General features: G+C 66.7%; 21 protein-coding genes. 10 read left to right on the top strand and 11 right to left on the bottom strand.

Going from position 1 to position 21,567, the window contains the following annotated elements; genetic code table 11:
• Window position 1: 1 nt before the first annotated feature.
• From QMX79_RS00500 to QMX79_RS00490, 3 genes are all read right to left on the bottom strand, one after another.
• The gene (locus tag QMX79_RS00500; protein WP_282243270.1) at window positions 2-796 is read right to left on the bottom strand and encodes an SIMPL domain-containing protein; all 795 of its coding nucleotides are present in this window, start codon (window positions 794-796) and stop codon (window positions 2-4) included.
• Between the two features lie 64 nt (window positions 797-860).
• Complete coding sequence (gene trpE, locus QMX79_RS00495; protein WP_282243268.1) at window positions 861-2,336, bottom strand: anthranilate synthase component I; 1,476 nt, start codon at window positions 2,334-2,336, stop codon at window positions 861-863.
• A gap of 212 nt (window positions 2,337-2,548) precedes the next feature.
• A complete protein-coding gene (locus tag QMX79_RS00490; RefSeq protein WP_282243267.1) occupies window positions 2,549-4,474 on the bottom strand; it encodes an XVIPCD domain-containing protein in 1,926 nt (641 codons plus the stop codon).
• 572 nt (window positions 4,475-5,046) lie between these two features.
• On the opposite strand from QMX79_RS00490, the gene QMX79_RS00485 reads away from it, so the two are divergent.
• Entirely contained in the window at window positions 5,047-5,913 is an 867-nt protein-coding gene (locus tag QMX79_RS00485; RefSeq protein ID WP_282243265.1) for an ankyrin repeat domain-containing protein, read from the top strand.
• 41 nt (window positions 5,914-5,954) lie between these two features.
• Here QMX79_RS00485 and yegS read toward each other — a convergent pair whose 3' ends face one another.
• The 4 genes from yegS to QMX79_RS00465 all read right to left on the bottom strand — a co-directional run bounded on the left by yegS (window position 5,955) and on the right by QMX79_RS00465 (window position 8,642).
• Complete coding sequence (gene yegS, locus QMX79_RS00480; RefSeq protein WP_282243263.1) at window positions 5,955-6,881, bottom strand: lipid kinase YegS; 927 nt, start codon at window positions 6,879-6,881, stop codon at window positions 5,955-5,957.
• Between the two features lie 219 nt (window positions 6,882-7,100).
• Window positions 7,101-7,592: a GNAT family N-acetyltransferase gene (locus QMX79_RS00475; RefSeq protein WP_282243261.1), complete on the bottom strand. Its 492-nt coding sequence runs from the start codon at window positions 7,590-7,592 to the stop codon at window positions 7,101-7,103.
• Window positions 7,593-7,594: 2 nt separating this feature from the next.
• On the bottom strand, window positions 7,595-8,272 hold the full coding sequence (gene rpe / locus QMX79_RS00470; protein ID WP_068854293.1) for a ribulose-phosphate 3-epimerase: 678 nt from the start codon (window positions 8,270-8,272) through the stop codon (window positions 7,595-7,597).
• A 40-nt stretch (window positions 8,273-8,312) separates the two neighbouring features.
• Window positions 8,313-8,642, bottom strand: a complete 330-nt coding sequence (locus tag QMX79_RS00465) for a DnaJ domain-containing protein (protein ID WP_282243259.1) — start codon at window positions 8,640-8,642, stop codon at window positions 8,313-8,315.
• A 143-nt stretch (window positions 8,643-8,785) separates the two neighbouring features.
• On the opposite strand from QMX79_RS00465, the gene QMX79_RS00460 reads away from it, so the two are divergent.
• The 8 genes from QMX79_RS00460 to QMX79_RS00425 all read left to right on the top strand — a co-directional run bounded on the left by QMX79_RS00460 (window position 8,786) and on the right by QMX79_RS00425 (window position 16,585).
• Entirely contained in the window at window positions 8,786-9,712 is a 927-nt protein-coding gene (locus QMX79_RS00460) for a phosphoribosylaminoimidazolesuccinocarboxamide synthase (RefSeq protein ID WP_282243258.1), read from the top strand.
• Window positions 9,713-9,795: 83 nt separating this feature from the next.
• Window positions 9,796-10,281 (top strand): Mpo1-like protein, encoded by a 486-nt coding sequence (locus QMX79_RS00455; protein ID WP_093532758.1) that lies wholly within the window; start codon window positions 9,796-9,798, stop codon window positions 10,279-10,281.
• 345 nt (window positions 10,282-10,626) lie between these two features.
• Window positions 10,627-13,455 (top strand): monovalent cation/H+ antiporter subunit A, encoded by a 2,829-nt coding sequence (locus tag QMX79_RS00450; protein WP_282243252.1) that lies wholly within the window; start codon window positions 10,627-10,629, stop codon window positions 13,453-13,455.
• On the top strand, window positions 13,455-13,841 hold the full coding sequence (locus QMX79_RS00445) for a Na+/H+ antiporter subunit C (protein WP_282243251.1): 387 nt from the start codon (window positions 13,455-13,457) through the stop codon (window positions 13,839-13,841). The genes QMX79_RS00450 and QMX79_RS00445 overlap by 1 nt, the downstream gene beginning before the upstream one ends.
• Window positions 13,838-15,373, top strand: coding sequence for a monovalent cation/H+ antiporter subunit D (locus QMX79_RS00440; protein WP_282243250.1), 1,536 nt, complete (start codon window positions 13,838-13,840; stop codon window positions 15,371-15,373). Before QMX79_RS00445 ends, QMX79_RS00440 begins: the two co-directional genes overlap by 4 nt.
• The gene (locus QMX79_RS00435; RefSeq protein WP_282243249.1) at window positions 15,370-15,873 is read left to right on the top strand and encodes a Na+/H+ antiporter subunit E; all 504 of its coding nucleotides are present in this window, start codon (window positions 15,370-15,372) and stop codon (window positions 15,871-15,873) included. Before QMX79_RS00440 ends, QMX79_RS00435 begins: the two co-directional genes overlap by 4 nt.
• Window positions 15,870-16,154 carry a K+/H+ antiporter subunit F gene (locus tag QMX79_RS00430; protein ID WP_068854300.1) on the top strand — a complete coding sequence of 95 codons (285 nt, stop codon included), beginning with the start codon at window positions 15,870-15,872 and terminating at the stop codon, window positions 16,152-16,154. Before QMX79_RS00435 ends, QMX79_RS00430 begins: the two co-directional genes overlap by 4 nt.
• Complete coding sequence (locus QMX79_RS00425) at window positions 16,151-16,585, top strand: Na+/H+ antiporter subunit G (RefSeq protein WP_282243246.1); 435 nt, start codon at window positions 16,151-16,153, stop codon at window positions 16,583-16,585. The genes QMX79_RS00430 and QMX79_RS00425 overlap by 4 nt, the downstream gene beginning before the upstream one ends.
• A gap of 81 nt (window positions 16,586-16,666) precedes the next feature.
• Here the strand turns inward: QMX79_RS00425 and QMX79_RS00420 are convergent, their stop codons facing one another.
• On the bottom strand, window positions 16,667-17,617 hold the full coding sequence (locus tag QMX79_RS00420) for a sodium:calcium antiporter (protein ID WP_282243244.1): 951 nt from the start codon (window positions 17,615-17,617) through the stop codon (window positions 16,667-16,669).
• Between the two features lie 100 nt (window positions 17,618-17,717).
• Window positions 17,718-18,320, bottom strand: coding sequence for a hypothetical protein (locus QMX79_RS00415; protein WP_282243242.1), 603 nt, complete (start codon window positions 18,318-18,320; stop codon window positions 17,718-17,720).
• A gap of 132 nt (window positions 18,321-18,452) precedes the next feature.
• On the opposite strand from QMX79_RS00415, the gene QMX79_RS00410 reads away from it, so the two are divergent.
• Window positions 18,453-18,995: a hypothetical protein gene (locus tag QMX79_RS00410; protein WP_282243343.1), complete on the top strand. Its 543-nt coding sequence runs from the start codon at window positions 18,453-18,455 to the stop codon at window positions 18,993-18,995.
• Window positions 18,996-19,015: 20 nt separating this feature from the next.
• Here the strand turns inward: QMX79_RS00410 and hmgA are convergent, their stop codons facing one another.
• Window positions 19,016-20,317 carry a homogentisate 1,2-dioxygenase gene (gene hmgA, locus QMX79_RS00405; protein WP_282243240.1) on the bottom strand — a complete coding sequence of 434 codons (1,302 nt, stop codon included), beginning with the start codon at window positions 20,315-20,317 and terminating at the stop codon, window positions 19,016-19,018.
• 23 nt (window positions 20,318-20,340) lie between these two features.
• Entirely contained in the window at window positions 20,341-21,456 is a 1,116-nt protein-coding gene (gene hppD, locus QMX79_RS00400) for a 4-hydroxyphenylpyruvate dioxygenase (protein WP_282243238.1), read from the bottom strand.
• Window positions 21,457-21,567: the final 111 nt, after the last annotated feature.

The following is a 21,567-nucleotide window of genomic DNA, read 5'->3' as shown; positions in this document are numbered from 1 at the left end:
ATCAGGATCCGTCTTTGATGAGGAAAATGGCGTACACGTTTTCGGTGTACGTGATGGGGGCGGCAGCGAGCAGTTCGCCCACCGCGGCGGGCGCGGCGGCGCGGCTGCCCGTAACCTGCAGTCGATCCAGCGAGCGGCCTTCGGCGTAGTCCTCACGGTCCGGTGCGCCGGGCGCGGTGGGCCAGGTGCCTGCCTGGACACCGTAGGCGAAGCTCGGTGCCACATCGGAAATGCTGTACAGCCCGGTGATCCGCGCGCCATAGGCATCGGCGAGCCCCTTGGCCGACGCACGCGTCTGTGCCGCCGCCTCCGCCTTGAGCTCGGCACGCAGGCGGGCTGCGCCGGAGTAGGTCGGCGTGGCGGTGCTCACCTGTACTTCGCGACTGGCTTTCATGCTGCCCAGGAAGGCCTGCAACGCAACGGCTGTCGGAAACGCCGCTTCCAGGTCACGGCTCACCGCCGTACCTTCGAACACGTCCCTGTCGTTGTCGTAACGCGTGGACGGCGCGATGCTGAGGTTGTCGGCGCGCACCGTATCGGCGATGGCACCATGCTGGGTAAACAGCTGCATCACCCGCTCGCTGTTGGCCTGCACGCGCTTCCGGGCGATGTCGGTCTGCATATCCACCGACTCCAGCGCGATCTTCACCACGAAGCGGTCCGGCAGTACGGTGCGGCTGGCGTTGCCCTTGACCAGCAGGTGCGGCTCGGAGGGCACGGTATTGGCCTGCGCCCCTGCATCCGGGGCCGCCATGGCCAGCGTCGACGACAGCAGCAGTGCGTGCAGCAGCTTCATGTGGTTGATCCTTGTCGGTGAGGGATGCAGCGAACGCCGTGGCCCTGGCCACGGCACGAAAACGTCACAGGCCCTTGGCGGCCTGGGCCACGGCGCGGAACAGCGCACGGCCCTTGTTCATGGTCTCGTCCCATTCCTTGCCCGGGTCGGAGTCATAGACAATGCCGGCGCCGGCCTGCACGTGCAGGCGACCGTCCTTGATCACCGCGGTGCGGATGGCGATGGCGGTGTCGGCATCGCCGTGCCAGCCGATGTAGCCGATGCTGCCGGCGTAGACATTGCGCTTGATCGGCTCCAGTTCGCGGATCACTTCCAGCGCGCGGATCTTCGGCGCGCCACTGACCGTGCCGGCCGGGAACGTGGCGCGCAGCACATCGGCGTAGCTCAGGCCCGGCTGCAGCTGCCCGGTCACTTCGCTGACGATGTGCATGACGTGGCTGTAGCGTTCGATCACGAACTGTTCGCCCACTTCCACCGTGCCGGCCTTGGAAACGCGGCCGGCGTCGTTGCGACCCAGGTCGATCAGCATGAGGTGCTCGGCACGTTCCTTCGGATCGGCCAGCAGTTCGGCTTCCAGCGCGTTGTCTTCTTCCACCGTGGCGCCGCGCGGGCGGGTACCGGCGATGGGGCGCACGGTGACCTCCCCGTCCTGCAGGCGCACCAGGATTTCCGGCGAGGAGCCGACCACCTGCACATCGCCGGTGTCGAGGAAGTACATGTACGGCGAGGGGTTCAGCGCGCGCAGCGCGCGGTACACATCCACCGGGCGCGCCTTGAACGGCACGCTCAGGCGCTGGCTGAGCACCACCTGGAAGATGTCGCCGGCGCGGATGTATTCCTTGGACTTGTCCACGGCGGCAATGAAGCCTTCGCGGGTGAAGCCGGACACGAAGTCGTTCTCGTCCAGCACGTCGCGGGTGATCGGCACCGGGTAGCCCGCGCCGGGGGCACGCAGCTTGGCAACCAGGCCGTCCAGCCGCGCCTGTGCCTCGTCCCACGCGCCGGGTTGGCCGGGGTCGGCGTGCACGATCAGGTACAGGCGGCCCTTGAGGTTGTCGAACACCGCCAGCTCTTCCGAATGCAGCAGCAGGATGTCCGGCGTGCCCAGTTCATCGCGGGCGCGCGGCGGGGCCAGGCGCGGTTCGATATAGCCGATGCACTCGAACCCGAACCAGCCCACCAGGCCGCCGGTGAAACCCGGCAGGCCGGCCAGCTTGGGCACCGAATGGGCACTGCGCAGCGCCTCCACTTCGGTGAACGGGTCCGCCACCTCACGGGTTTCCACCACCTGGCCGGCTTCGCTGACGGTCAGGGTATGGCCGTGGAAGGCGTACACGCGGCGGGCCGGCAGGCCGATGATGGAATAACGCCCGAAGCGTTCGCCGCCTTCGACCGATTCAAACAGATAGGTATGCGGGCCGTCGGCGAGCTTCAGATAGACCGAAAGCGGCGTGTCCAGGTCGGACAGCACTTCGCGGACGACGGGGATGCGGGTGTGGCCTTCAGCGGCCTGCTGCTGGAACTGCTCGAGCGTGATCAAGACGACTTTCCTTCCGGGAAACGGCGGTGGCGGGACGGACGACGGCAACAGGCCACCATCGCCACCAACGGCGAGCGGAAGAAAGGGTATGCGGGGTCGTCAGAATGGACACCCGGGGACTGTACCGCATTGGCGGCACCGGATGGAACCCGCCCGTGCCCGGTCCACACCCGGCCCTGCCGGCGATTCAGCCGCCAACAGGGCCGGAGGCGTCAGCCCATGCGGCGCGCGGCCTGCTGCTCCTGTTCGCGCTGTTCGGCACCCAGGTCGGCCACCAGCGCCGGGGCGGCGGCGGCGCGCTCCTGCTGGCGGTTGACCTCGGCCACCTGCTCGGTGCTCACGCTGAGCGGCTGCTGCCGCCCGGCCACCACGTCCACCTGCGCCAGGTGGCGGTGCACGGAGGTGAGGTCCTGGGTATCGACCGCGAACACGCGGGTGCGGTCCTCGCTCAGTACCACCCGCTCGATGCGCTCCAGGCCTTCCTGCGTGGCCTTGGCTGCCAGCGCACCGGCCAGCTGGTCGCTCTGCAGGTCGGGCACACGGTTGTGGGCGGCATCGATGCCGTGAACGCCGGACTGGGCCCCCTGGAACATGTGGTATTGCCTGTGGCCGGGATCGTTGATGCCAACCACCAGCGTGGAGGGCTCGGCGACGACGGCGGCGTGCTTCTCCGCCGGGTGCTGGATGCGTTCGTGCTGTTCCAGCAGCGCGCGGGCCTGCGCCTCCTGTTTGATGAGCTCGGCGTCCAGGCTGGGAATGACGGTTTCCTTCATCCCGTGGCGCTGCACGGCCTCACCAAACGCCGGGCCGATGTTCTCGACCAAGCGCTTGGTCTCGATGATGTTGCCGATGTTCTGCGGCGTCAGCGCCGTGGGTACGTAGGTGGCGGCGGCGCCGCGAAGACCCGCCACTGCCCCGCCGACCGAGGCAAACACCGCCGGCGCCTGTGCCGTGGTGTTCTTGATGTGGTGCGCCGCAAAGTCATAGCCCTGGTCGACATAAGCGCCGGCCGTGGCATACCCATTCTGCAGCTTACCGGCCACCCATTGGCCGTTACGGTCGATGCTGTCGGCGGTGCGCTGGCCAGCGGCGCGGGCCGCATCGGCGTCCTCCCGGGCATCGCGAGTTGCCGCGGTGGCGCGCGCCTGGCCGGCGGCGTGTACGGAATCGGCGCGGCTGTCGAGATCCTTGGCGACGTTGTCGAACCCCAGCTTGCCCGCGCCCCATGAGGCCACCGACAGAATTCCGGACTGCGCGTGCGATTCCACGCGATGTGCCGTGGACTCGATCATCCCGGTCAATTCGCGGCCCTGGGCATACACGGTGGTGGTGGCCTTGGCGCTCACCTGCAGCGTGGTCGAGCCCATGTCGACCACCTTGCCAACCACCATGCCCTGCACGCGGGCGACCTGCTCCACGGCGTCGCCGGTGCGGTCAAGGACATGGGCTGCCGTTGCCCCGCCCTTCTCCACCACTTCGCCCACTACCCGCCCGTTGTGCATGCCGTGCGCGGCCGCGTGCAGCACCTTGGACAACGGTCCGGCCAGCGCGGCTACCTGGCTGGGGGCGTCCGTACGCGCGCGATCCACCAGCCGCTCCTGCGCATCGCGGGTCTTGGGATCGAGCACCAACTCCATGCGCCCCGCCGCGACCGGAATATCGCGAAGGGCCTCGTAGCCCGGCTTGGTGGCCAGCTGTTCGATAAACTGCGCGGCTGCGGTCTGCGCACCGGGCGGCAGCATCTCGCGCATCTTCTCCGCCACCTTGGCCTGCATCAGCGGTTCGCGCATCAGCATGCTGGCTTCGTTGGCCAGCAGCCCATAGGCGTGTCGCTGCTGTTCGTTGAGGCGCTGCATCCCGTTCTGCACATCGTTGAGCACCTCACCGCTGGTCTGGTAGGTGTGTACGGTCAACTGCGGATTGAAGGTGGGCAGGCCGTTGTCTTTGGCATAGCGCGCCGGCGTAGCCGGGTGAAGGCCGGCGGCGTTGAAGGTAGTGGCACGGGCACCCGTGACGGCGGAGGCGGCGGAGGCCATGCCGCCGCCGAGGGAGTGGCCGGCGATTTCGAAACCGCCGCCTGTTTCCGCTTTCAAACGGGTTGCCAGGAGCATGGCGCGGTCGTAGTAATCACTACGCATCCCGATGCCCTGCTGCCCATTGTTGAGGAAATCTTCGCCGCCCGATTCGCGTCTCCCGTCCGGAGCAAGCGGATCAACGATCGGGCCAGTTGATCCCTTGTAGACAACCACGGGCTTTGCGTCCTCACCAAATACACGCTTGTCAGGAAGATATATTTCTGCCCGGAAACCAGACTGCGGTGGCTGAAGGAGATCCCGCAACTCTTCGTCAGACATGTTGATGCCAGCGGCACGCATGGCTTCAGGATCCGTACTTGCACGCTTCCAACCGACCGGCGGCTCACCGTCGTGATTCGCAGATTGATACACATCCGCAGCAAGACCAGACATCTCGCGCGCGTGATAGGTTTCCTGGAGACGATTCGCTTCGTTGTCATTGCCGCTTTCACGCAGCTGTTGGACAAGAAGGTTCTGTTCCTGGATGGCGCGGACACGCGCCTCGATATCGGGACCACTCATGGCAAGCTCCATTGCACAGTGAAGGAGCGCGATCCCCCCGAGCCGCGCTGCTTATCGAATAACAGAACAGTTTGCTAATGTCACCCCTTCAGGGGCTCAACATCAGGATGATCATGCGCATCAGTCTTCACAACGCGATGACAAAAGCCCTCTTAAGTGCGGCATGGCTCACACTTTTTCTCGTCAACGGGTGTGCGGCATCGTCTTCACATGGCGCCGGTGACTATTTCGACGGAAATGCGTTGCAATTGGCTATCGCGGCGGAGAACGGTGACGCGGCAGCCATTCGCCACTGGATCAAGGATGAAGGTGTCGATCCCGACAAAACCTTTGCCCGTCGCGACGGCATTCCTCTGATTGCATGGCCGCTGCGGGCGCAAAACCTCGATGGGTTGCGCGCGTTGCTGGAGAATGGCGCCGATCCCAATGCGCGGGAGTTCAAGGAGGTTGACGGGCGCAGGCTTGGCTTCAACAACGCCATGGTCTACGCAGCCAAGATGGAGGACCCACGATTTCTCGAGCTTCTGCTCAAACACGGCGGCGATCCCAATACCCGCAGCTCCGCAAGGGAGACATTGATGTATGTGGCGTTCCTGAGCGGAAATCAGTGGAAGAACGTGCAGCTTCTTGTGGAAAACGGCGCGAACGTCAATGAACCGAACCTTGGCTCTGCAGACACCATACTGAGCCTGTACACCAGCCGAGGCGGCTTCAACTACGTCTATTGGCTCTTGGAGCACGGCGCAGACCCGACAATCAAGACCAAAATACTTACCGGCTCGGGCGAGGCACCACCGATGCGGATGGTCGACGATATCTATTGGGAGGTCACCACGCCCGACCTGCTTCCATGGCAGAAAAAGAGCCAGCAGTGGCTGGTCGCACGAAACATCCCGCGTCCGCCGATGCCTGATCACATCCGCAAGAAGCGGGAGGCGTTCGGATTCCCCACGAAGGAAGAGGATATTCCGCTGCTCTGAGCAGCCGGGCAGGGCCCGGCTCTACGGCGGCGCGCCAACGGCTACTGCAGGAGCGCGCTGTCGAGTGGGAGGTGCATGCGCACGCGTGCTGCCACGCAGTCGATGCGGAAGCGGCGCGCGCGTACTGGTTCGCCATCCAGGTTGAGCGTCATCGGCTCGTCGGCTTCGATCTCCACCCACGGCGCGCGGGTGCGTTCGGCGACCTGCTCCAATGCGCCCTGCTTGCCGCCCCGGATCAGCGCCCCGAGCGTCGAGGCGACTTCGCCACTCAGCTCCGGGATCACGGTGATGTCGAGCAGGCCGTCATTGACCAGGGCATCGGGGCACAACACCTGGCCGCCACCGGCTTGTCGGCCATTGCCGATGCCGAGCGCGATGAAGCCCCCTTCCCAGTTGAAGTCCGGCGCGCGCAGTCGGGCCTGGATCGGATCGATCCGCCCCAGCCGGGAAATGCCGGTGACCAGGTAGGCCAACCCGCCCAGCACCTTCTTCAGGCCTTCGTCGGTTTCCACCGTCACTTCGGTACCGAAGCCACCACTGGCCACGTTTGCGCACCACCACAGCTCGCCATCGGCATCGATGCGCAGCAGGTCCACCGGGCGCGCCGCCTGCGCCTGGATCAGCTTCAGCGCCTGCAGCGGCTCGTCCGGAATGCGGGCGGCCGTGGCGAAGTCATTGGCGGTGCCCAGCGGCACCAGTCCCAGGGTAGGCAGCGCGTCGGCGCCCTCATCACGATGGGCCAGGGTTTCCGCCACTTCGCTCAGGGTGCCGTCGCCCCCGGCGGCAATGATGGTATCCACCCCATGCTCGATCGCCTCGGCCACGTAGCGCTCGGCGTCGCCGTCTTCCCAGGTGACGCGCGCTTCCAGGGTGACCCCCTCGTCACGCAGCGCGTGCACGGCCGTGCGCAGGTCGTCGTTGCCGGTGGACTTGCCGTTGAGGATCAGACGCCAGCGGGGACCACGCATGCTGCACTTCCACGGTAGGGGGAGGCGCAGGCTAGCAGTGCGATGTGTCAGGGGCGGTGAACGTCATCAAACGGTCACCGATCGCCCGGAGAATGGAAGGCCATAGCAGGGACGATGGATGGAGGCAGGATCAGCCTCCCGCTATTCCCAGGGCCGCATTCGCAGGAGTGCGGTCTTTTTTATCCCCGCGCAGACGCCGTATCGACCAACGGTCGATACCTACCGGTTTTGGGCGAACGCTTTCAGCGCATCGCCTTCCAACCGGTACACCGTCCACTCGCTCTGCGGCTTGGCGCCGGCGGCTTCGTAGAACTTGATGGCCGGCTCATTCCAGTCCAGCACCGACCACTCGAAGCGGCCGCAGCCTTCGGCCACGGCGATGCGGGCGATGTGCTTGAGCAGCGCCTTGCCGGCGCCGCTGCCGCGCTGGGCGGGGCTGACGTAGAGGTCTTCCAGGTAGATGCCGTTGCGGCCCAGCCAGGTGGAATAGTTGTAGAAGTACACCGCGTACCCGATGGCCTGGCCATCGGCTTCGCATACCAGCGCGCGCGCCTTGGCGTCGGCGCCGAACAGGCTGGCGACAATGCCGGCCTCGTCGGTCTGCACCGACGATTCGGCCTTCTCATAGATCGCCAGTTCGCGGATGAAGCGCAGGATCAGCGCGGCATCGGCAGCCGTGGCGTCGCGGATCTGCAGGCCGGCCGCGCCCATGCTCAGCCCCGCGCCTTGGCCACGTTGTGGCGCATCTGGTCGATCACGTCCTTGTAGCTGATCGGCGCGTTGAAGATCGCCGAACCGGCCACGAAGGCGTCGGCACCGGCGGCGGCAATCGCGCCGATGTTGTCGGCCTTGACCCCGCCGTCGATCTCCAGGCGCACGTCGCGGCCGCTGGCATCGATCTTCTGGCGGACCACGCGCAGCTTGTCCAGCGCCGAGGGAATGAAGGCCTGGCCACCGAAGCCCGGGTTGACCGACATCAGCAGCACCAGGTCCAGGTCATCCAGCACCCAGTCCAGGATGTCCACCGGGGTGCCCGGGTTGAGCACCAGGCCCGGCTTGCAGCCCAGCGAGCGGATCAGCTGGATGGTGCGGTGCACGTGGCGGCTGGCTTCGGGGTGGAAGCTGATATAGGTCGCGCCGGCCTCGGCGAAGTCCGGAATGATGCGGTCCACCGGCTCCACCATCAGGTGCACGTCGATGGGGGCGGTCACGCCGTGCTTGCGCAGGGCCTGGCAGACCATCGGGCCGATGGTCAGGTTGGGCACGTAATGGTTGTCCATCACATCGAAGTGCACCCAGTCGGCGCCGGCGGCGAGCACGTTGTCCACTTCCTCGCCGAGGCGGGCGAAGTTGGCGGACAGGATGGAGGGGGCGATGATGCAGTTGGACATGGCCGGTGCCTTGGGGACGTAGAGAGGGGGCCGCGCGCGCTCAGCGCTTGCGCAGGGTCTTGATGCGGTCGTAGGCGGCGTTGAGCTGGCGCGACTTGCGCTCGGCCTGTTGGCGCAGCTCCGGGGCGGCGCCCACGACCTTGTCGGGGTGGTACTGGGACATCAGCCGGCGGTAGGCCAGGTCGACCTCGGCGTCGGTGGCCTCGGAGGTCAGCCCCAGCTCCCGGTATGGGTTCTCCCTGTTCAGGCGGAACCAGTCGGCGTCGAAGGCATGCCCGAGCAGCAGGCCGATGACGGCCCCGAACAGCGGGTTGGGCCTGAAAAGCAGGGCGCCGGCGATGAATCCAAGCAGTTTTCCGTACCAGCGCATGGTCGTCGGGGCGGCCGGGGCAACGAAGGAACCTCATTTTACGTCACAGCGGGCCCAACCCGCTTTACACTAGGCCGCCCGCTGTCCCTGCGGGCCCTCCGGGTGCCCTGGACAGCTGTCTCGACGAAGCCCCAGGAGTGCCCGTGCCGACCACGTTGTTGCAATCCGATCTCCCCGGCCTGCCCTTGCGCCATCGCGGCAAGGTGCGTGATGTTTTCGACATTCCGCGCGAACGGCTGCCCGCCGGCACTCCGCCGGGGGACTACCTGCTGATGGTCGCTACCGACCGTCTGTCGGCCTTCGACGTGGTGCTTCCCGATCCGATCCCCGGCAAGGGTGAAATGCTCTGCCAGGTCTCGAACTTCTGGTTCGCCAAGACCGCGCACCTGATGCCCAACCACCTCACCGGCATCGACGTGGCCAGCGTGCTGCCCGACGGCGTGGACCCCGCGCTGTACGCCAAGCGCGCCGTGGTGACCCGCAAGCTCAAGCCGGTACCAGTGGAAGCCATCGCCCGCGGCTACCTCATCGGCAGCGGCTGGAAGGATTACCAGCGCACCGGCAAGGTCAGCGGCATTGAACTGCCCGACGGCCTGCGCCAGGCCGAGCAGCTGCCCGAGCCGATCTTCACCCCCTCGACCAAGGCCGCCGTGGGCGACCATGACGAGAACATCGATTTCGATGCGATGGTGAAGGCGGTTGGCGCGGACCTGGCCGAGCGCGTGCGCGATGCCACCCTGCGCATCTACAAGTTCGCCGCCGATTACGCGCGCGAGCACGGCATCATCCTGGCCGACACCAAGTTCGAGTTCGGTACCGATGCCGATGGTCGCCTGTACATCATGGACGAGATGCTGACGCCGGATTCCTCGCGCTACTGGCCAGCCGACGAGTACGAAGTGGGCACCAGCCCGCCAAGCTACGACAAGCAGTTCGTCCGCGATTACCTGGAGACGCTGGACTGGGGCAAGACCGCCCCGGGCCCGACCATCCCGGCGGACATCATCGAGCGCACCCGCGCCAAGTACGCCGAGGCGCTGCAGCGCCTGGCCGGGATCTCGGTGGACTGAAGCACGCGCATCGGAGCCGGCGGATGGCCGGCTCCGTCGCAGCGGGGTTTCCGGGAGTATCCTGTGCCCAATCCGGAGGCTCAATGTCCACGACGACCCAGCTTGTGCGGCCCATCGACCGCTATTTCGCCAGCTATTCCGACGACCACCGCAATACGCTGAACCAGCGCATCCATGTGGTGGCGGTGCCGGCGATCCTGTGGTCGGTCATTGCCCTGCTGTGGTGCCTGCCGCCGCTGATCACCTGGTTCCAGTACGGGGTCTGGGCGGGCCTGGCGATGTTCACTGCGTGGTGCTTCTACAACCGGCTGTCGCGCCGGTTGGGCCTGGGCATGCTCGCCTTCTTCTTTGTGTGCGGCTGCACCTGCCGGTTGCTGGAAGCCGAAATCGGGCTGGCCAACCTGGCCTGGCTGGGGCTGGGCGTGTTCGTGGTGGCCTGGATCGCGCAGTTCATCGGCCACAAGTTCGAGGGGCGCAAGCCCAGCTTCCTGACTGACCTGACCTATCTGTTGATCGGGCCCGCCTGGGTGATGGCCAAGGCGTACCGGAAGTTTGACCTGGCCTATTGACCGGCCCAACCTGAACGAAATGGATGCTCACCCCTGCTCCACGGCAGCGGGTCCAGCATGGCCGTGGGCGAGATCCGGGGAGCGCGTTTCGTTCAGCTGCGAGGTAGCCGACGGGTGGGCGCAGGCCCTGCCGTTGCTGGGCTGAACGGCGGCGAGATCACTCGGATCGCAAAGTGCCGGCAACGTTTCCATACGGCGTTGAACAACCCCGGATGGACGCCGACACTGGCAGAAAAAAGATGAATCACGCACGTTGCATGCAGTTGGTGGCGTAATCGGGTATATCGGCGACAAATCCCTGCCTGTTAGACTGAAAGGCCTGCTCGTGAATCCCGCATTCCCTGCATGAATCCCAGCCTTCTCCTGCTGCTCGCCCTGCCCTTCCTGCTGGCGGTGGCGGTCATTGTGTTCCGCCACAGTTCCCGTGCCACCGCCGCCTGGCTGGCCGCGGCCGCGCCCGTGGGCGGTCTGGCGCTGCTCGCGACGATGACCCCCGCGATCCTCGAGGGTGGGGTCGTGCGCAGTTTCGGGGAGTGGCTGCCGCAGATCGGGCTGGCGTTCTCGGTGCGGCTGGATGGGCTTGCCTGGATGTTCGCCGGCATGGTGCTGGCCATCGGCGCGCTGGTGGTGATGTATGCGCACTACTACCTGAGCGCGAAGGACAACGCCCACCGCTTCTACTGCTACCTGCTGCTGTTCATGGGCGCCATGCTGGGCATGGTGCTGTCGGGCAACCTGTTGCTGCTGATGGTGTTCTGGGAAATGACCAGCATCAGCTCGTTCCTGCTGATCGGCTTCTGGTCGCACCGCCAGGACGCCCGCGAGGGCGCGCGGATGGCGCTGGTGGTCACCGGCGGCGGCGGCCTGGCCCTGCTCGGCGGCGTGCTGCTGATCGGCCGCATCGTCGGCAGCTTCGAGCTGGATGCGGTGCTGGCCGCCGGCGATGTGATCCGTGCCAGCCCGCTGTACCCGTGGGCCCTGTTCCTGGTGCTGGCCGGCATCTTCACCAAGAGCGCGCAGTTCCCGTTCCATTTCTGGCTGCCGCATGCCATGGCCGCGCCGACCCCGGTGTCGGCCTACCTGCATTCGGCCACCATGGTGAAGGCCGGCGTGTTCCTGCTGGCGCGGCTGCACCCGGCGCTGGCCGGTACCGACCTGTTCTTCTATACGGTCAGCGGCATCGGTGCGCTGACCCTGCTGATCGGCGCCTGGAACGCGATCTTCCAGCACGACCTGAAAGGCCTGCTGGCCTATTCGACGATCTCGCACCTGGGCCTGATCACCCTGCTGTTCGGGCTGTCCACACCGATGGCGGTGGTGGCCGGCGTGTTCCACATCCTCAACCACGCCACCTTCAAGGCCTCGTTGTTCATGGCCGCCGGCATCATCGACCATGAAACCGGCACCCGCGACATGCGCAAGCTCGGCGGCCTGCGCCGGTTGATGCCCTTCACCAGCGCGCTGGCGATCATCGCCTCGCTGGCCATGGCCGGCATTCCGCTGCTCAACGGCTTCCTGTCCAAGGAAATGCTGTTCGCCGAGGCGGTCACCGCGCAGGGCCCGGAGCCGATGCGCATCGCCGTGTCGATCGCCGCGCTGCTGGCCGGCGTGCTGGGCGTGGCCTACAGCCTGCGCTTCGTGCACGACACCTTCTTCGGCAAAGGCCCGCACGACCTGGACCGTGTGCCGCATGAGCCGCCGCGCTTCATGAAGGTGCCGGTGGAGATCCTGGTGGTGCTGTGCGTGGCCGTGGGCGTGGCCCCGGCGATCACCGTGGCGCCGGTGCTGCATGCGGCGGCCTCCTCGATCCTGGGTCCGGCCATGCCGGCCTACAGCCTGTCGATCTGGCATGGCGTCAACATGCCGCTGATGATGAGCATCGCCGCCACTATTGGCGGCATCGCGCTGTACTTCGGGCTGCGCAGACTGATCAACCTGCATGCGGTGATCACCCGCAGCACCGGGCGCAACCTGTTCCACAAACAGCTGGACCTGGTGTTCGGCTTCGCCCACCGGCTCACCCAGGGGCTGGCCAACGGCAGCCTGCAGCGCATGCTGATGGCGCTGGTGGTGGTGGCGATCATCGTCGCTGCCGCCCCGTTCGTGGCCAACCCGGTTTCGCCCAACTGGCCTGCGCCGCAGCCCATCCCGCTGCTTGGCTGGGCGTTGTGGGCGGTGATGATGGCCTGCGCGCTGGGCGCGCTGTTCGTATACCGGCAGCGCCTGCTGGCGGTGCTGGTGGCCGGTGGCGTGGGCCTGATGGTATCGCTGACCTTCGTGTTCCTGTCCGCGCCGGACCTGGCATTGACCCAGCTGCTGGTGGAGATGGTGACGCTGGTGCTGATGCTGCTGGGCATGAACTACCTGCCGGCGCAGTCGCCGCCGGAGAAGTCGCGCTGGCGCAAGCGCCGCGACGCGCTGATCGCGGTGATCGGTGGCGGCGGCCTGGCCGCCATGGCCTACAGCGCGATGACCCTACCGCCCAACACCATGGCCGGCGAACTGCTCGCGCGCGCACTGCCCGAAGCCTACGGCGAGAACGTGGTCAACGTGATCCTGGTGGACTTCCGTGGCTTCGATACCTTCGGTGAGATCACCGTGTTCGGCATCGCCGCGCTGGTGGTGCACGCCATGCTGCGGCGTTCGCGGATGGCGCCGGAGCAGATCATGCCGGGCCCGCCGATCAAGCTGCCGGTACCGGCCGACCTGGCCCAGGTGATGTTCCCGCTGACGCTGACCGTCTCGATCTTCCTGTTCCTGCGCGGCCACAACGCACCCGGCGGCGGCTTCATCGCCGGCCTGGTGCTGGCGGTGCCGCTGCTGATCCAGTACGTCATCCAGGGCACCACCTCGGTGGAATCGCGCTTCGGCTTCGATTACATCCGCTGCATCGGCGCGGGCCTGCTCATCGCCATCGTCAGCGGCTGCGCGTCGATGTTGTTCGGCGTGCCCTTCCTCACCAGCGGGCACCTGGACCTGGAGCTGCCGCTGATCGGCACGGTGCCGCTGGCCAGCGCGGTGGGCTTCGATACCGGCGTGTACCTGGTGGTGTTCGGCGGGGCAATGCTGATCCTGTCGATGATGGGCACGGTGAAGCCGTCGCGCACCCGCAACTCGCGCAAGGGCGAGATCGATCCCAACAACCGTTCGGCACGCACCGGGGAGACCCACTGATGGAACTGGCCCTGGCAAGCGCGATCGGCGTACTCAGTGCGATCGGCATCTACCTGCTGCTGCGCGCGCGCAGCTTCGACGTCATCCTCGGCATGACCTTCCTGTCCTACGCAACCAACCTGCTGATCTTCTCCGGCGGCCGCCTGGTCACCGGCAAGGCCCCCGTGCTGAAGGAAGGCGTGGACAGCACGCTGGGCAACTACACCGATCCGCTGCCGCAGGCCCTGGTGCTGACCGCGATCGTCATCGCCTTTGCGATGACCGCCGTGAGCATCGTGCTGGCCATGCGCAGCCGCAGCGACAACCACAGCGACCACGTCGACGCGCACGAGGACGAGGCCGCGGAGCTGGCCGATACCGCGCCCGGCCGGGAGGGTGGCCCGTGAACCATGCGGTGATCCTGCCCATCCTGATTCCGCTGTTCGGTGCGGCCTGTTCGCTGTTCGTCGAGCATCGTCGCTACGGGCCGAAGGTGCAGCGCACCGTCGCCTGGACCACGCTTACCGCGTTGGCGGCGGCGGTGGCCCTGCTGTTCGCACAGACCGCCGATGGGACCATCGCGGTGTACCTGCTGGGCGACTGGCCCTCGCGGCTGGGCATCGCGCTGGTGGCCGACCGCCTGTCCAGCTGGATGCTGCTGACCACGCTGCTGCTGGCCATTCCGTGCCTGCTGCACGCCTGCTCGGGCTGGGACCGGCGCGCGCCGCACTTCCATGCGCTGTTCCAGTTCCAGCTGGTAGGCCTCAACGGCGCCTTCCTCACCGGCGACATCTTCAACCTGTTCGTGTTCTTCGAGGTGATGCTGATCGCCTCCTACGGCCTGCTGCTCAGCGGCGGACGCGGGCTGCGCATGCGCATCGGCCTGCATTACGTGGTGTTCAACGTCACCGCCTCCACGTTGTTCCTGATCGCATTGGGGCTGCTGTACGCCTCGCTGGGCTCGCTCAACATGGCCGAGCTGTCCCAGCGCATCGCCGAGGTGCCGCCCACGCATCTGACCCTGGTGAAGGCCACGCTGGGCCTGCTGCTGCTGGTGTTCTGCAGCAAGGCCGCGCTGATGCCGCTGTACCTGTGGCTGCCGGAAGCCTACGCGCGCGCCCCGGCGGCGGTGGCGGCGCTGTTTGCGATCATGACCAAGGTCGGGCTGTACGCGGTGCTGCGGGTGAGCTCGCTGTGGTTCGGCGAAGATGCCGGCGCCATGGCCGGCTACGGCAGCCAGTGGCTGTTCTGGGCCGGCGTGGCCACCTTGCTGCTGGGCGGCCTGGGCGTGCTCGCCGCCGCGCGCCTGCGCGTGTTGATCTCCTACCTGGTGGTGGTCTCGGCCGCTACGCTGTTCATCGCCTTCTCGATCCGCACCCCGCAGGTGCTGTCGGCGGGCCTGTATTACCTGCCGCACAGTACGTTCGTGGCGGCGGCGTTGTTCCTGATCGCCGACCTGATCCGCCGCCGCCGTGGTGGCGCCAGTGACCGCAAGGAAATCATCGCGCCGATGCCGGGCAAGGAAACGCCTGCGGTGCTGTTCCTGATCGCCGCGGTGTCGGTGGCCGGACTGCCGCCGCTGTCCGGCTTCCTGGCCAAGGCCGCGCTGCTGGCCGGCATGCCGGCGGCGTACACCGGCGTGGTCTGGACGGCGGTGCTGGGCAGCAGCCTGATGGTGATCGTCGGCATCACCCGCGGCGGCATCCGCCTGTTCTGGCGGGTGCCGGTGCTGGAGGAAGGCGTGCCACCGCCGCGCAAGGCGCCTACCCGCACCGTGGAACTGTTCGCCGCCGCGCTGCTGCTCTGCTATGGCATCGGCATGAGCCTGTTCGCCAACCCGTTGATGCAGTACACCGACGCCATGGCCACGCAGCTGCTCACCCCGCAGGACTACGTGGGTGAGCTGCGCGCGACCACGCCGGAGATCCGCCAGCCATGAGCCGCCGCCCGTTCCTTCGCCGCCTGTTCCCCTCGACCTCGCTGAGCGTGATGGTCACCGGGTTCTGGGTGCTGATGTCCGACAGTTTCACCCTCGGCCAGATCCTGCTCGGCATGCTGCTGGGCGTGGTGGTGCCGCTGTTCGCCGCGCGGCTGGACCGCGAGTTCGCGCGCATTGGTTCGCTGCGGCCGCTGCCCAAGCTGATCTGCGTGACGCTGTGGGACATCCTGGTCTCCAACATCCGCGTGGCGGTGCAGGTGCTCGGCCCGGAACGCCGCATCCACCCCGGCTTCATCTGGCTGCCGCTGGATATCGCCAACATCCACGGCATCGCCGCGCTCACCAGCATGATCACCCTGACCCCGGGCACGGTCTCGGCCGCGCTGTCCGACGACCGTCGCCATCTTCTGGTGCACGTGCTGCACCTGGACGATCCGGACGAGCTGATCCGACAGATCAAGAGCCGTTACGAAGCCCCGCTGATGGAGATTTTCCCATGACCGGTTTCACCTTCATCCAGACCACCATGGCGGTGTGCATGCACGTGGTCGGGCTGGCCATGCTGCTGGCCACCTGGCGCCTGCTGCGCGGGCCGACCGTGCCCGACCGGATCCTGGCGCTGGACACGCTGTCGGTGACGGCCATCGCCGAGCTGATGCTGTTCGGCATGTACCTCAATTCGGCGGTGTACTTCGAAGCCGCGCTGGTGATCGCGATGCTGGGCTTCGGCAGCACCGTGGTGCTGAGCAAGTTCGTGCTGCGCCGGGACATCGTCGAATGATCACCTTCATCCAGGTCGCGCTGTCGCTGCTGCTGCTGTTTGGCTGCTTCTTCATCCTGGTCGGCGCGCTGGGGCTGGTGAAGCTGTCCACGTTCTTCAAGCGCCTGCATGCACCGACCAAGGCCAGCACGCTGGGCGTGGGCTGCGTGCTGGCCGGCTCGGTGCTGTACCACATCTTCCTGGGCGAAGACCCGCAGCCGCGCGAGCTGCTGATCACCGTATTCCTGTTCATTACCGCACCGATCAGCGCGCACATGATGGCCAAGGCGGCGCTGTCGCTGATGATGGAGAAGCGGCCGAGCCTGCCGGGGCATGAGACGGCGAAGGAAGAGCAGTTGCCGCCACCGCGCCCCCAGACCGATGAGCGCCATTCCGACGAACGCGTCGCCACGCGCCCGGATCCCACCGCGCCCCCGGAACAAACGCTCTAATAATTGGCGAAACCGCATGTAGAGCCACGCCCTGCGTGGCTTCACGGTGCCAATCGAAGCGCAGCCACGCAGGGCGTGGCTCTACGAGATCAAGGCAAGCTCCAGCGCGATCCACGCCAGGAACGCCACCAGCAGGATCCCGCCCTCACGCCGGCTGATGGTCAGGTCGCCCTTGAGCATCGGGTACAGCACCAGCACGAAGGCGATCGCCGCCGGCAGTTCCAGCTTCACGAACGACTCGGGCAGCGCCAGCGGGCGCAGCGCGGCCATGCCGCCGACCACGACCAGCAGGTTGAACAGGCTCGAACCAATCACGTGGCCCAGCACCATGTCGCCCTGGCCACGGCGCGCCGCCACGATCGCGGCGGCCACTTCCGGCAGCGCCGTACCGATGGCCACCGGCAGCAGGCCCACCAGCAAGGGCGACCAGCCCAGGCTGGCCCCCATCACCGGCGCGGCCCCCACCACCCAGCGCGCGCCGTAGTACAGGCACACGGCGGCGAACACCACCCGCAGCACATTGAGGAACAGCCCGGTGCGGGTCATCGCATAACCGGCAATCGCCTCGCGTACCGGCTCGGATTCGCGTCGCGCCTGGCGCAGCACGAAGGCAAGCAGCGCCACGAAGCCCAGCAGCAGTACGCCGCCTTCCCAGCGCGCGATCACCCCATCAAGGCCGAATACGATCAGGGCCAGGCTGGCCACCGCCAGCAGCACCAGCATGGGCGAGAGCAGGCGTGCCCGCACCAGCAGCGGCGCGGCGAGCGCGGCCAGCGCCAGGGTCAACCCCACATTGACGATGTTGCTGCCCACCGCGTTGCCCAGCGCCAGCTCCTCGGCGCCGACCACGAACGCACGGGCGTTGACCACCAGTTCGGGCAGGGACGTACCGAAGGTCACCAGCAGCAACCCGGCCACGAACGGAGAGGCACCGAAGCGCTGGGCCAGCCCGGAGGCGGCCTTGACGATGGAGTCGCCCCCGAGTGCAAGCAGCAGCAGGCCCAACAGGAACCAGGCAGTGGCAGCGATCATCGGTGGATCCCCAGGTGGCGTGGCCCGATTCTAGGGCCAGTTCAGGCCCGGCGCACAGGCGGTGCGCACGGGGCCGGGTCACCCGGCCCCGTGCCGTGGCTCAGGAACAGCCTTCCACGTAATCGACCTGCGGGGTCTTGCCGACCCGCCAGGCGGTGACGGTACCGTCGCCGTTGATCTCGAAGTTGACGATCGCCGCACCCTCGGCGGCCGGACGCACGCGCAGGTTGTGGCCCTTCTCGTCGTACTTGTGCGGGGTCAGGTCGCCACGATCGGGGTACAGCGTCTGCAGCTGGCCCAGTGACATGCCGACCTTGCCGCCACCCGGCGCCACGATGCGGTCGTTGCGGACGTCGTAACGCACCAGCCGCTTGCCCTCGATCATCAGGATCACGTCATCGGCCTGGCTGCCCTGCGGGCGCAGTGCGTGGCAATAGTCATCGGGGACTTCGCCCTGCAGGGGCTCTTTCCAGGCGGTGCGGACCTCATCGAGGGTCGCGCCCAAGGTCAACGGGCCGTACCCATCCAGGCGTGCAGGACCCTGCGTGGCAGGATCGGCCGCGGGTGCTGCAGGTACCGCCGCGTCCGCAGCCGGTTCCACCACCGCAGCCTCGGCATCGGCCGACGGGGGCTCTGGGTGGCGGTCGCAGCCCGCCAATGCGATTGCGATACCGAATGCCAACACGCTCGCCAGCTGCTTCATATGCACGCCCTCCTGTCAGTGGCTCGCAGGCTAGCGTGGGGGACGTGCAGCGCGTGCATACATAGCGTGCTTGTCATCACAGTTACACCTGTGGCGTTCAGGCTCGGCCTGCACCGCTTCGACCCCACGCCCATGCAACCGCGCAAGACCGACCTCGCCCGTGACGCCCTGCAGGCCCACCGCGCGCCCCTGGACATGCGCCAGCGGCGCCTGCTGATCCTGTGCGATGGCCAGCGCGACCTGTCCCAGCTTGCCGCGATGATCGGCCCGGAAGCGTCGGCCATGGTGATCCAGCTGATCCAGAGCGGCTATCTGGTGTCCACTGCGCCGCCCGAACCGGTGCCAGCGGCCGAGCCCGTTGCGGCAACTGCTGCCGGCCCGGCGCCGGGAAGTGCCGCTCCCGTCACCGAACGCCGGCGTTCGCTGGTGGCCGCACGCATCTACCTGCTCGGCATTCTCGAACTTCAACGGCACCCGCAGGCCGCCGCGCTGCTGTACGCCCTGCAGCAGGCGCGCAGCGACGAGCAGGTGGTGGCCGCGCTGCGCAGTGCCCTGGACGCGCTGCCCGGTCTGACCTCAGCCGGCTACTGCGAGCGCGTCCGCCAGCGCCTCTTCGAAGTGCTGCCGGAGACGCATCTGGCACAGCTGGAGCAGGCCGGCGCGGACGCCGGCTGATGGCCGCGGCCCGTGTGTGATTACGCCTGGAAGTTCTTCTTCAGGCCTTGCCAGCAGTGCTGGTAGCCGCGCTGGCGGTGCGCCGCGTCCATCGCCTGTGCGGTGGGGCGAATCACGCCACGCGTTTCGAACATGAAGGCCATGGTGTCCTTGATCACGTCCGGCCGGCTCAGGTCGGCAGCGGACGCTTTCTCGAACGTGGCAGCATCCGGCCCGTGGCCGCTCATGCTGTTGTGCAGGGACGCGCCACCGGGCACGAAACCTTCGGCCTTGGCGTCATAGGCGCCGTGGATCAGCCCCATGAACTCGCTGGCGATGTTGCGGTGGAACCACGGCGGCCGGAAGGTGTCCTGGGCCACCAGCCAGCGCGGCGGGAAGATTGCGAAATCCATGTTGCTGGTGCCCGGGGTGTCGCTGGGCGAATGCAGCACCAGGAAGATCGACGGATCCGGGTGGTCGTGGCTGATCGAGCCGATGGTGTTGAAGCGGCGCAGGTCATAGCGGTACGGCGCATAGTTGCCGTGCCAGGCCACCACGTCCAGCGGTGAGTGATCGATGTCCGCACGCCACAGCTGGCCCTGGAATTTGGCGATCAACTCGAAGGCGCCGTCGACGTCCTCGTAAGCCGCATGCGGCGTTTCGAAATCGCGCGGGTTGGCCAGGCCGTTGGATCCGATCGGGCCCAGGTCCGGCAATCTGAGCAGCGCACCGAAGTTTTCGCAGATGTAGCCGCGCGCCTGCCCATCGGGCAGTTCAACGCGGAAGCGCACGCCACGCGGGATCACCGCGATCTGCTGCGGTTCGATCTCGATCACGCCCAGCTCGGTCAGCAGGCGCAGCCGGCCCAGCTCCGGCACGATCAGCAGTTCGCCATCGGCGTCGTAGAAGTAACGCCCCTGCATGTCCGCCGTGGCGGCGTACAGGTGGATGCCGACGCCGCCGTGCGCGTCGGGCGAACCATTGCCACCCATGGTGTACAGGCCGTCGACGAAATCGGTCGGCGTGGTGGGCAACGGCAGCGGATCCCAACGCAGCTGGTTGGGCGACACCGCCCCCTGCGCGAAATCGCTGTGCAGGCGCGGCTGCGCATAGGGCTGGAATTCCCCATGCGTCACCGCCGGACGGATACGGTACAGCCAGCTGCGCCGGTTGCTGCCGCGCGGCGCGGTGAACGCCGTGCCCGACAGCTGTTCGGCGTACAGGCCATGCGCCACCCGTTGCGGCGAGTTGCGGCCCACCGGCAGCGCGCCGGGCACGGCTTCACTGGCCAATTCGTTGCCGAAACCGGTCTGGTAGCCGCGCGATTCGAGGGAGGTGGGCATGGTCGGGGGTCCGTTTTTGTGGATTACAGCACGCCGCGCTTGATCTGGTCGCGCTCGATGCTTTCAAACAGCGCGGTGAAGTTGCCTTCGCCAAACCCTTCATTGCCCTTGCGCTGGATGATCTCGAAGAAGATCGGGCCGATGCAGTTGGTGGTGAAGATCTGCAGCAGCTTGCGCTGCTTTGTCTCCGGATCTGCATCGATCAGGATCTTGTTCTTCGCCAGGCGCGCCACGTCTTCACCATGGCCGGGCACGCGCATGTCGATCACGTCGAAGTAGGTGTCCGGTGTATCCAGGAACTCCACGCCCTGCGCACGCATCGCCTCCACGGTGTCGTAGATGTTCTCGGTGAAGCAGGCGATGTGCTGGATGCCCTCGCCCTTGTAGGCGTCCAGGTATTCGTTGATCTGGCTTTTCGGGTCGGACGATTCATTGAGCGGAATGCGCACGATGCCGTCCGGTGCGGTCATCGCCTTGGACACCAGGCCGGTCTTGAGGCCCTTGATGTCGAAGTAGCGGATTTCGCGGAAGTTGAACAGGCGCTCGTAGTAGTCCGACCACTGCTGCATGTTGCCGAAGTACAGGTTGTGGGTCAGGTGGTCGATGAAGGTCAGGCCGAACCCGACCGGGTTCTGGTCCACGCCTTCGATCGGTGCGTAGTCGGTATCGAACATGCTGCCAGCGGCGCCATAACGGTCCACCAGGTACAGCATGCAGTCGCCGATGCCCTTGATGATCGGGGCCGGCACGGCCTTGGTTTCCGGCTTGAAGTCGATCGCTTCGGCACCGTTGCCGAGCGCCATCTGGAACACCTCATCGCCCGGCTTCTGGAAGCGGATGGCGAAACCACACGCACACGGGCCGTGCTTCTCCGCGAAGTCCGACGCGAACGAATCGGGTTCTTCGTTGACCAGGAAGTTCACCCCGCCCTGGCGGTACACGGTGATGGCGCGCTGCTTGTGGCGCAGCACCGCGGTGAAGCCCATCTTGCGGAAATAGTCGTGGAGTTCGGCGCCACGTCCGGCCGGCGCGGCGAATTCAACGAATTCGAACCCGTCGATGCCCATCGGGTTCTCGAAGGTGGTGACCTGCATGCCCGGGTTGGGGGCGTGCGACGCGGTTGCGGGCTGGCTGCTCATGACGTGGCTCCAAAGCGGCCCATCCCCGGAAAAAAACCAGGTGCGGGCGGAAGGCAGACCCGCGAGAATGCGGAGTCCGGAAAGAAGGTTATAGTTTCACATGAAACCACC

Source organism: Stenotrophomonas sp. PS02300 (genome assembly GCF_029959395.1).
GTDB lineage: Bacteria > Pseudomonadota > Gammaproteobacteria > Xanthomonadales > Xanthomonadaceae > Stenotrophomonas > Stenotrophomonas maltophilia_AD.
The sequence above is the reverse complement of the archived record's forward strand: the minus strand, read 5'-3'. Positions and strand labels throughout refer to the sequence as shown.

Excerpts from the sequence above, each read along its gene's own strand:
- QMX79_RS00500 (WP_282243270.1), bottom strand. The coding sequence starts at position 796 with ATGAAGCTGCTGCACGCACTGCTGCTGTCGTCGACGCTGGCCATGGCG.
- QMX79_RS00490 (WP_282243267.1), bottom strand. The coding sequence starts at position 4,474 with ATGCGTAGTGATTACTACGACCGCGCCATGCTCCTGGCAACCCGTTTG.
- QMX79_RS00485 (WP_282243265.1), top strand. The coding sequence starts at position 5,047 with ATGCGCATCAGTCTTCACAACGCGATGACAAAAGCCCTCTTAAGTGCG.
- yegS (WP_282243263.1), bottom strand. The coding sequence starts at position 6,881 with ATGCGTGGTCCCCGCTGGCGTCTGATCCTCAACGGCAAGTCCACCGGC.
- QMX79_RS00475 (WP_282243261.1), bottom strand. The coding sequence starts at position 7,592 with ATGGGCGCGGCCGGCCTGCAGATCCGCGACGCCACGGCTGCCGATGCC.
- rpe (WP_068854293.1), bottom strand. The coding sequence starts at position 8,272 with ATGTCCAACTGCATCATCGCCCCCTCCATCCTGTCCGCCAACTTCGCC.
- QMX79_RS00465 (WP_282243259.1), bottom strand. The coding sequence starts at position 8,642 with ATGCGCTGGTACGGAAAACTGCTTGGATTCATCGCCGGCGCCCTGCTT.
- QMX79_RS00455 (WP_093532758.1), top strand. The coding sequence starts at position 9,796 with ATGTCCACGACGACCCAGCTTGTGCGGCCCATCGACCGCTATTTCGCC.
- QMX79_RS00450 (WP_282243252.1), top strand. The coding sequence starts at position 10,627 with ATGAATCCCAGCCTTCTCCTGCTGCTCGCCCTGCCCTTCCTGCTGGCG.
- QMX79_RS00445 (WP_282243251.1), top strand. The coding sequence starts at position 13,455 with ATGGAACTGGCCCTGGCAAGCGCGATCGGCGTACTCAGTGCGATCGGC.
- QMX79_RS00435 (WP_282243249.1), top strand. The coding sequence starts at position 15,370 with ATGAGCCGCCGCCCGTTCCTTCGCCGCCTGTTCCCCTCGACCTCGCTG.
- QMX79_RS00430 (WP_068854300.1), top strand. The coding sequence starts at position 15,870 with ATGACCGGTTTCACCTTCATCCAGACCACCATGGCGGTGTGCATGCAC.
- QMX79_RS00425 (WP_282243246.1), top strand. The coding sequence starts at position 16,151 with ATGATCACCTTCATCCAGGTCGCGCTGTCGCTGCTGCTGCTGTTTGGC.
- QMX79_RS00420 (WP_282243244.1), bottom strand. The coding sequence starts at position 17,617 with ATGATCGCTGCCACTGCCTGGTTCCTGTTGGGCCTGCTGCTGCTTGCA.
- QMX79_RS00415 (WP_282243242.1), bottom strand. The coding sequence starts at position 18,320 with ATGAAGCAGCTGGCGAGCGTGTTGGCATTCGGTATCGCAATCGCATTG.
- QMX79_RS00410 (WP_282243343.1), top strand. The coding sequence starts at position 18,453 with ATGCAACCGCGCAAGACCGACCTCGCCCGTGACGCCCTGCAGGCCCAC.
- hmgA (WP_282243240.1), bottom strand. The coding sequence starts at position 20,317 with ATGCCCACCTCCCTCGAATCGCGCGGCTACCAGACCGGTTTCGGCAAC.
- hppD (WP_282243238.1), bottom strand. The coding sequence starts at position 21,456 with ATGAGCAGCCAGCCCGCAACCGCGTCGCACGCCCCCAACCCGGGCATG.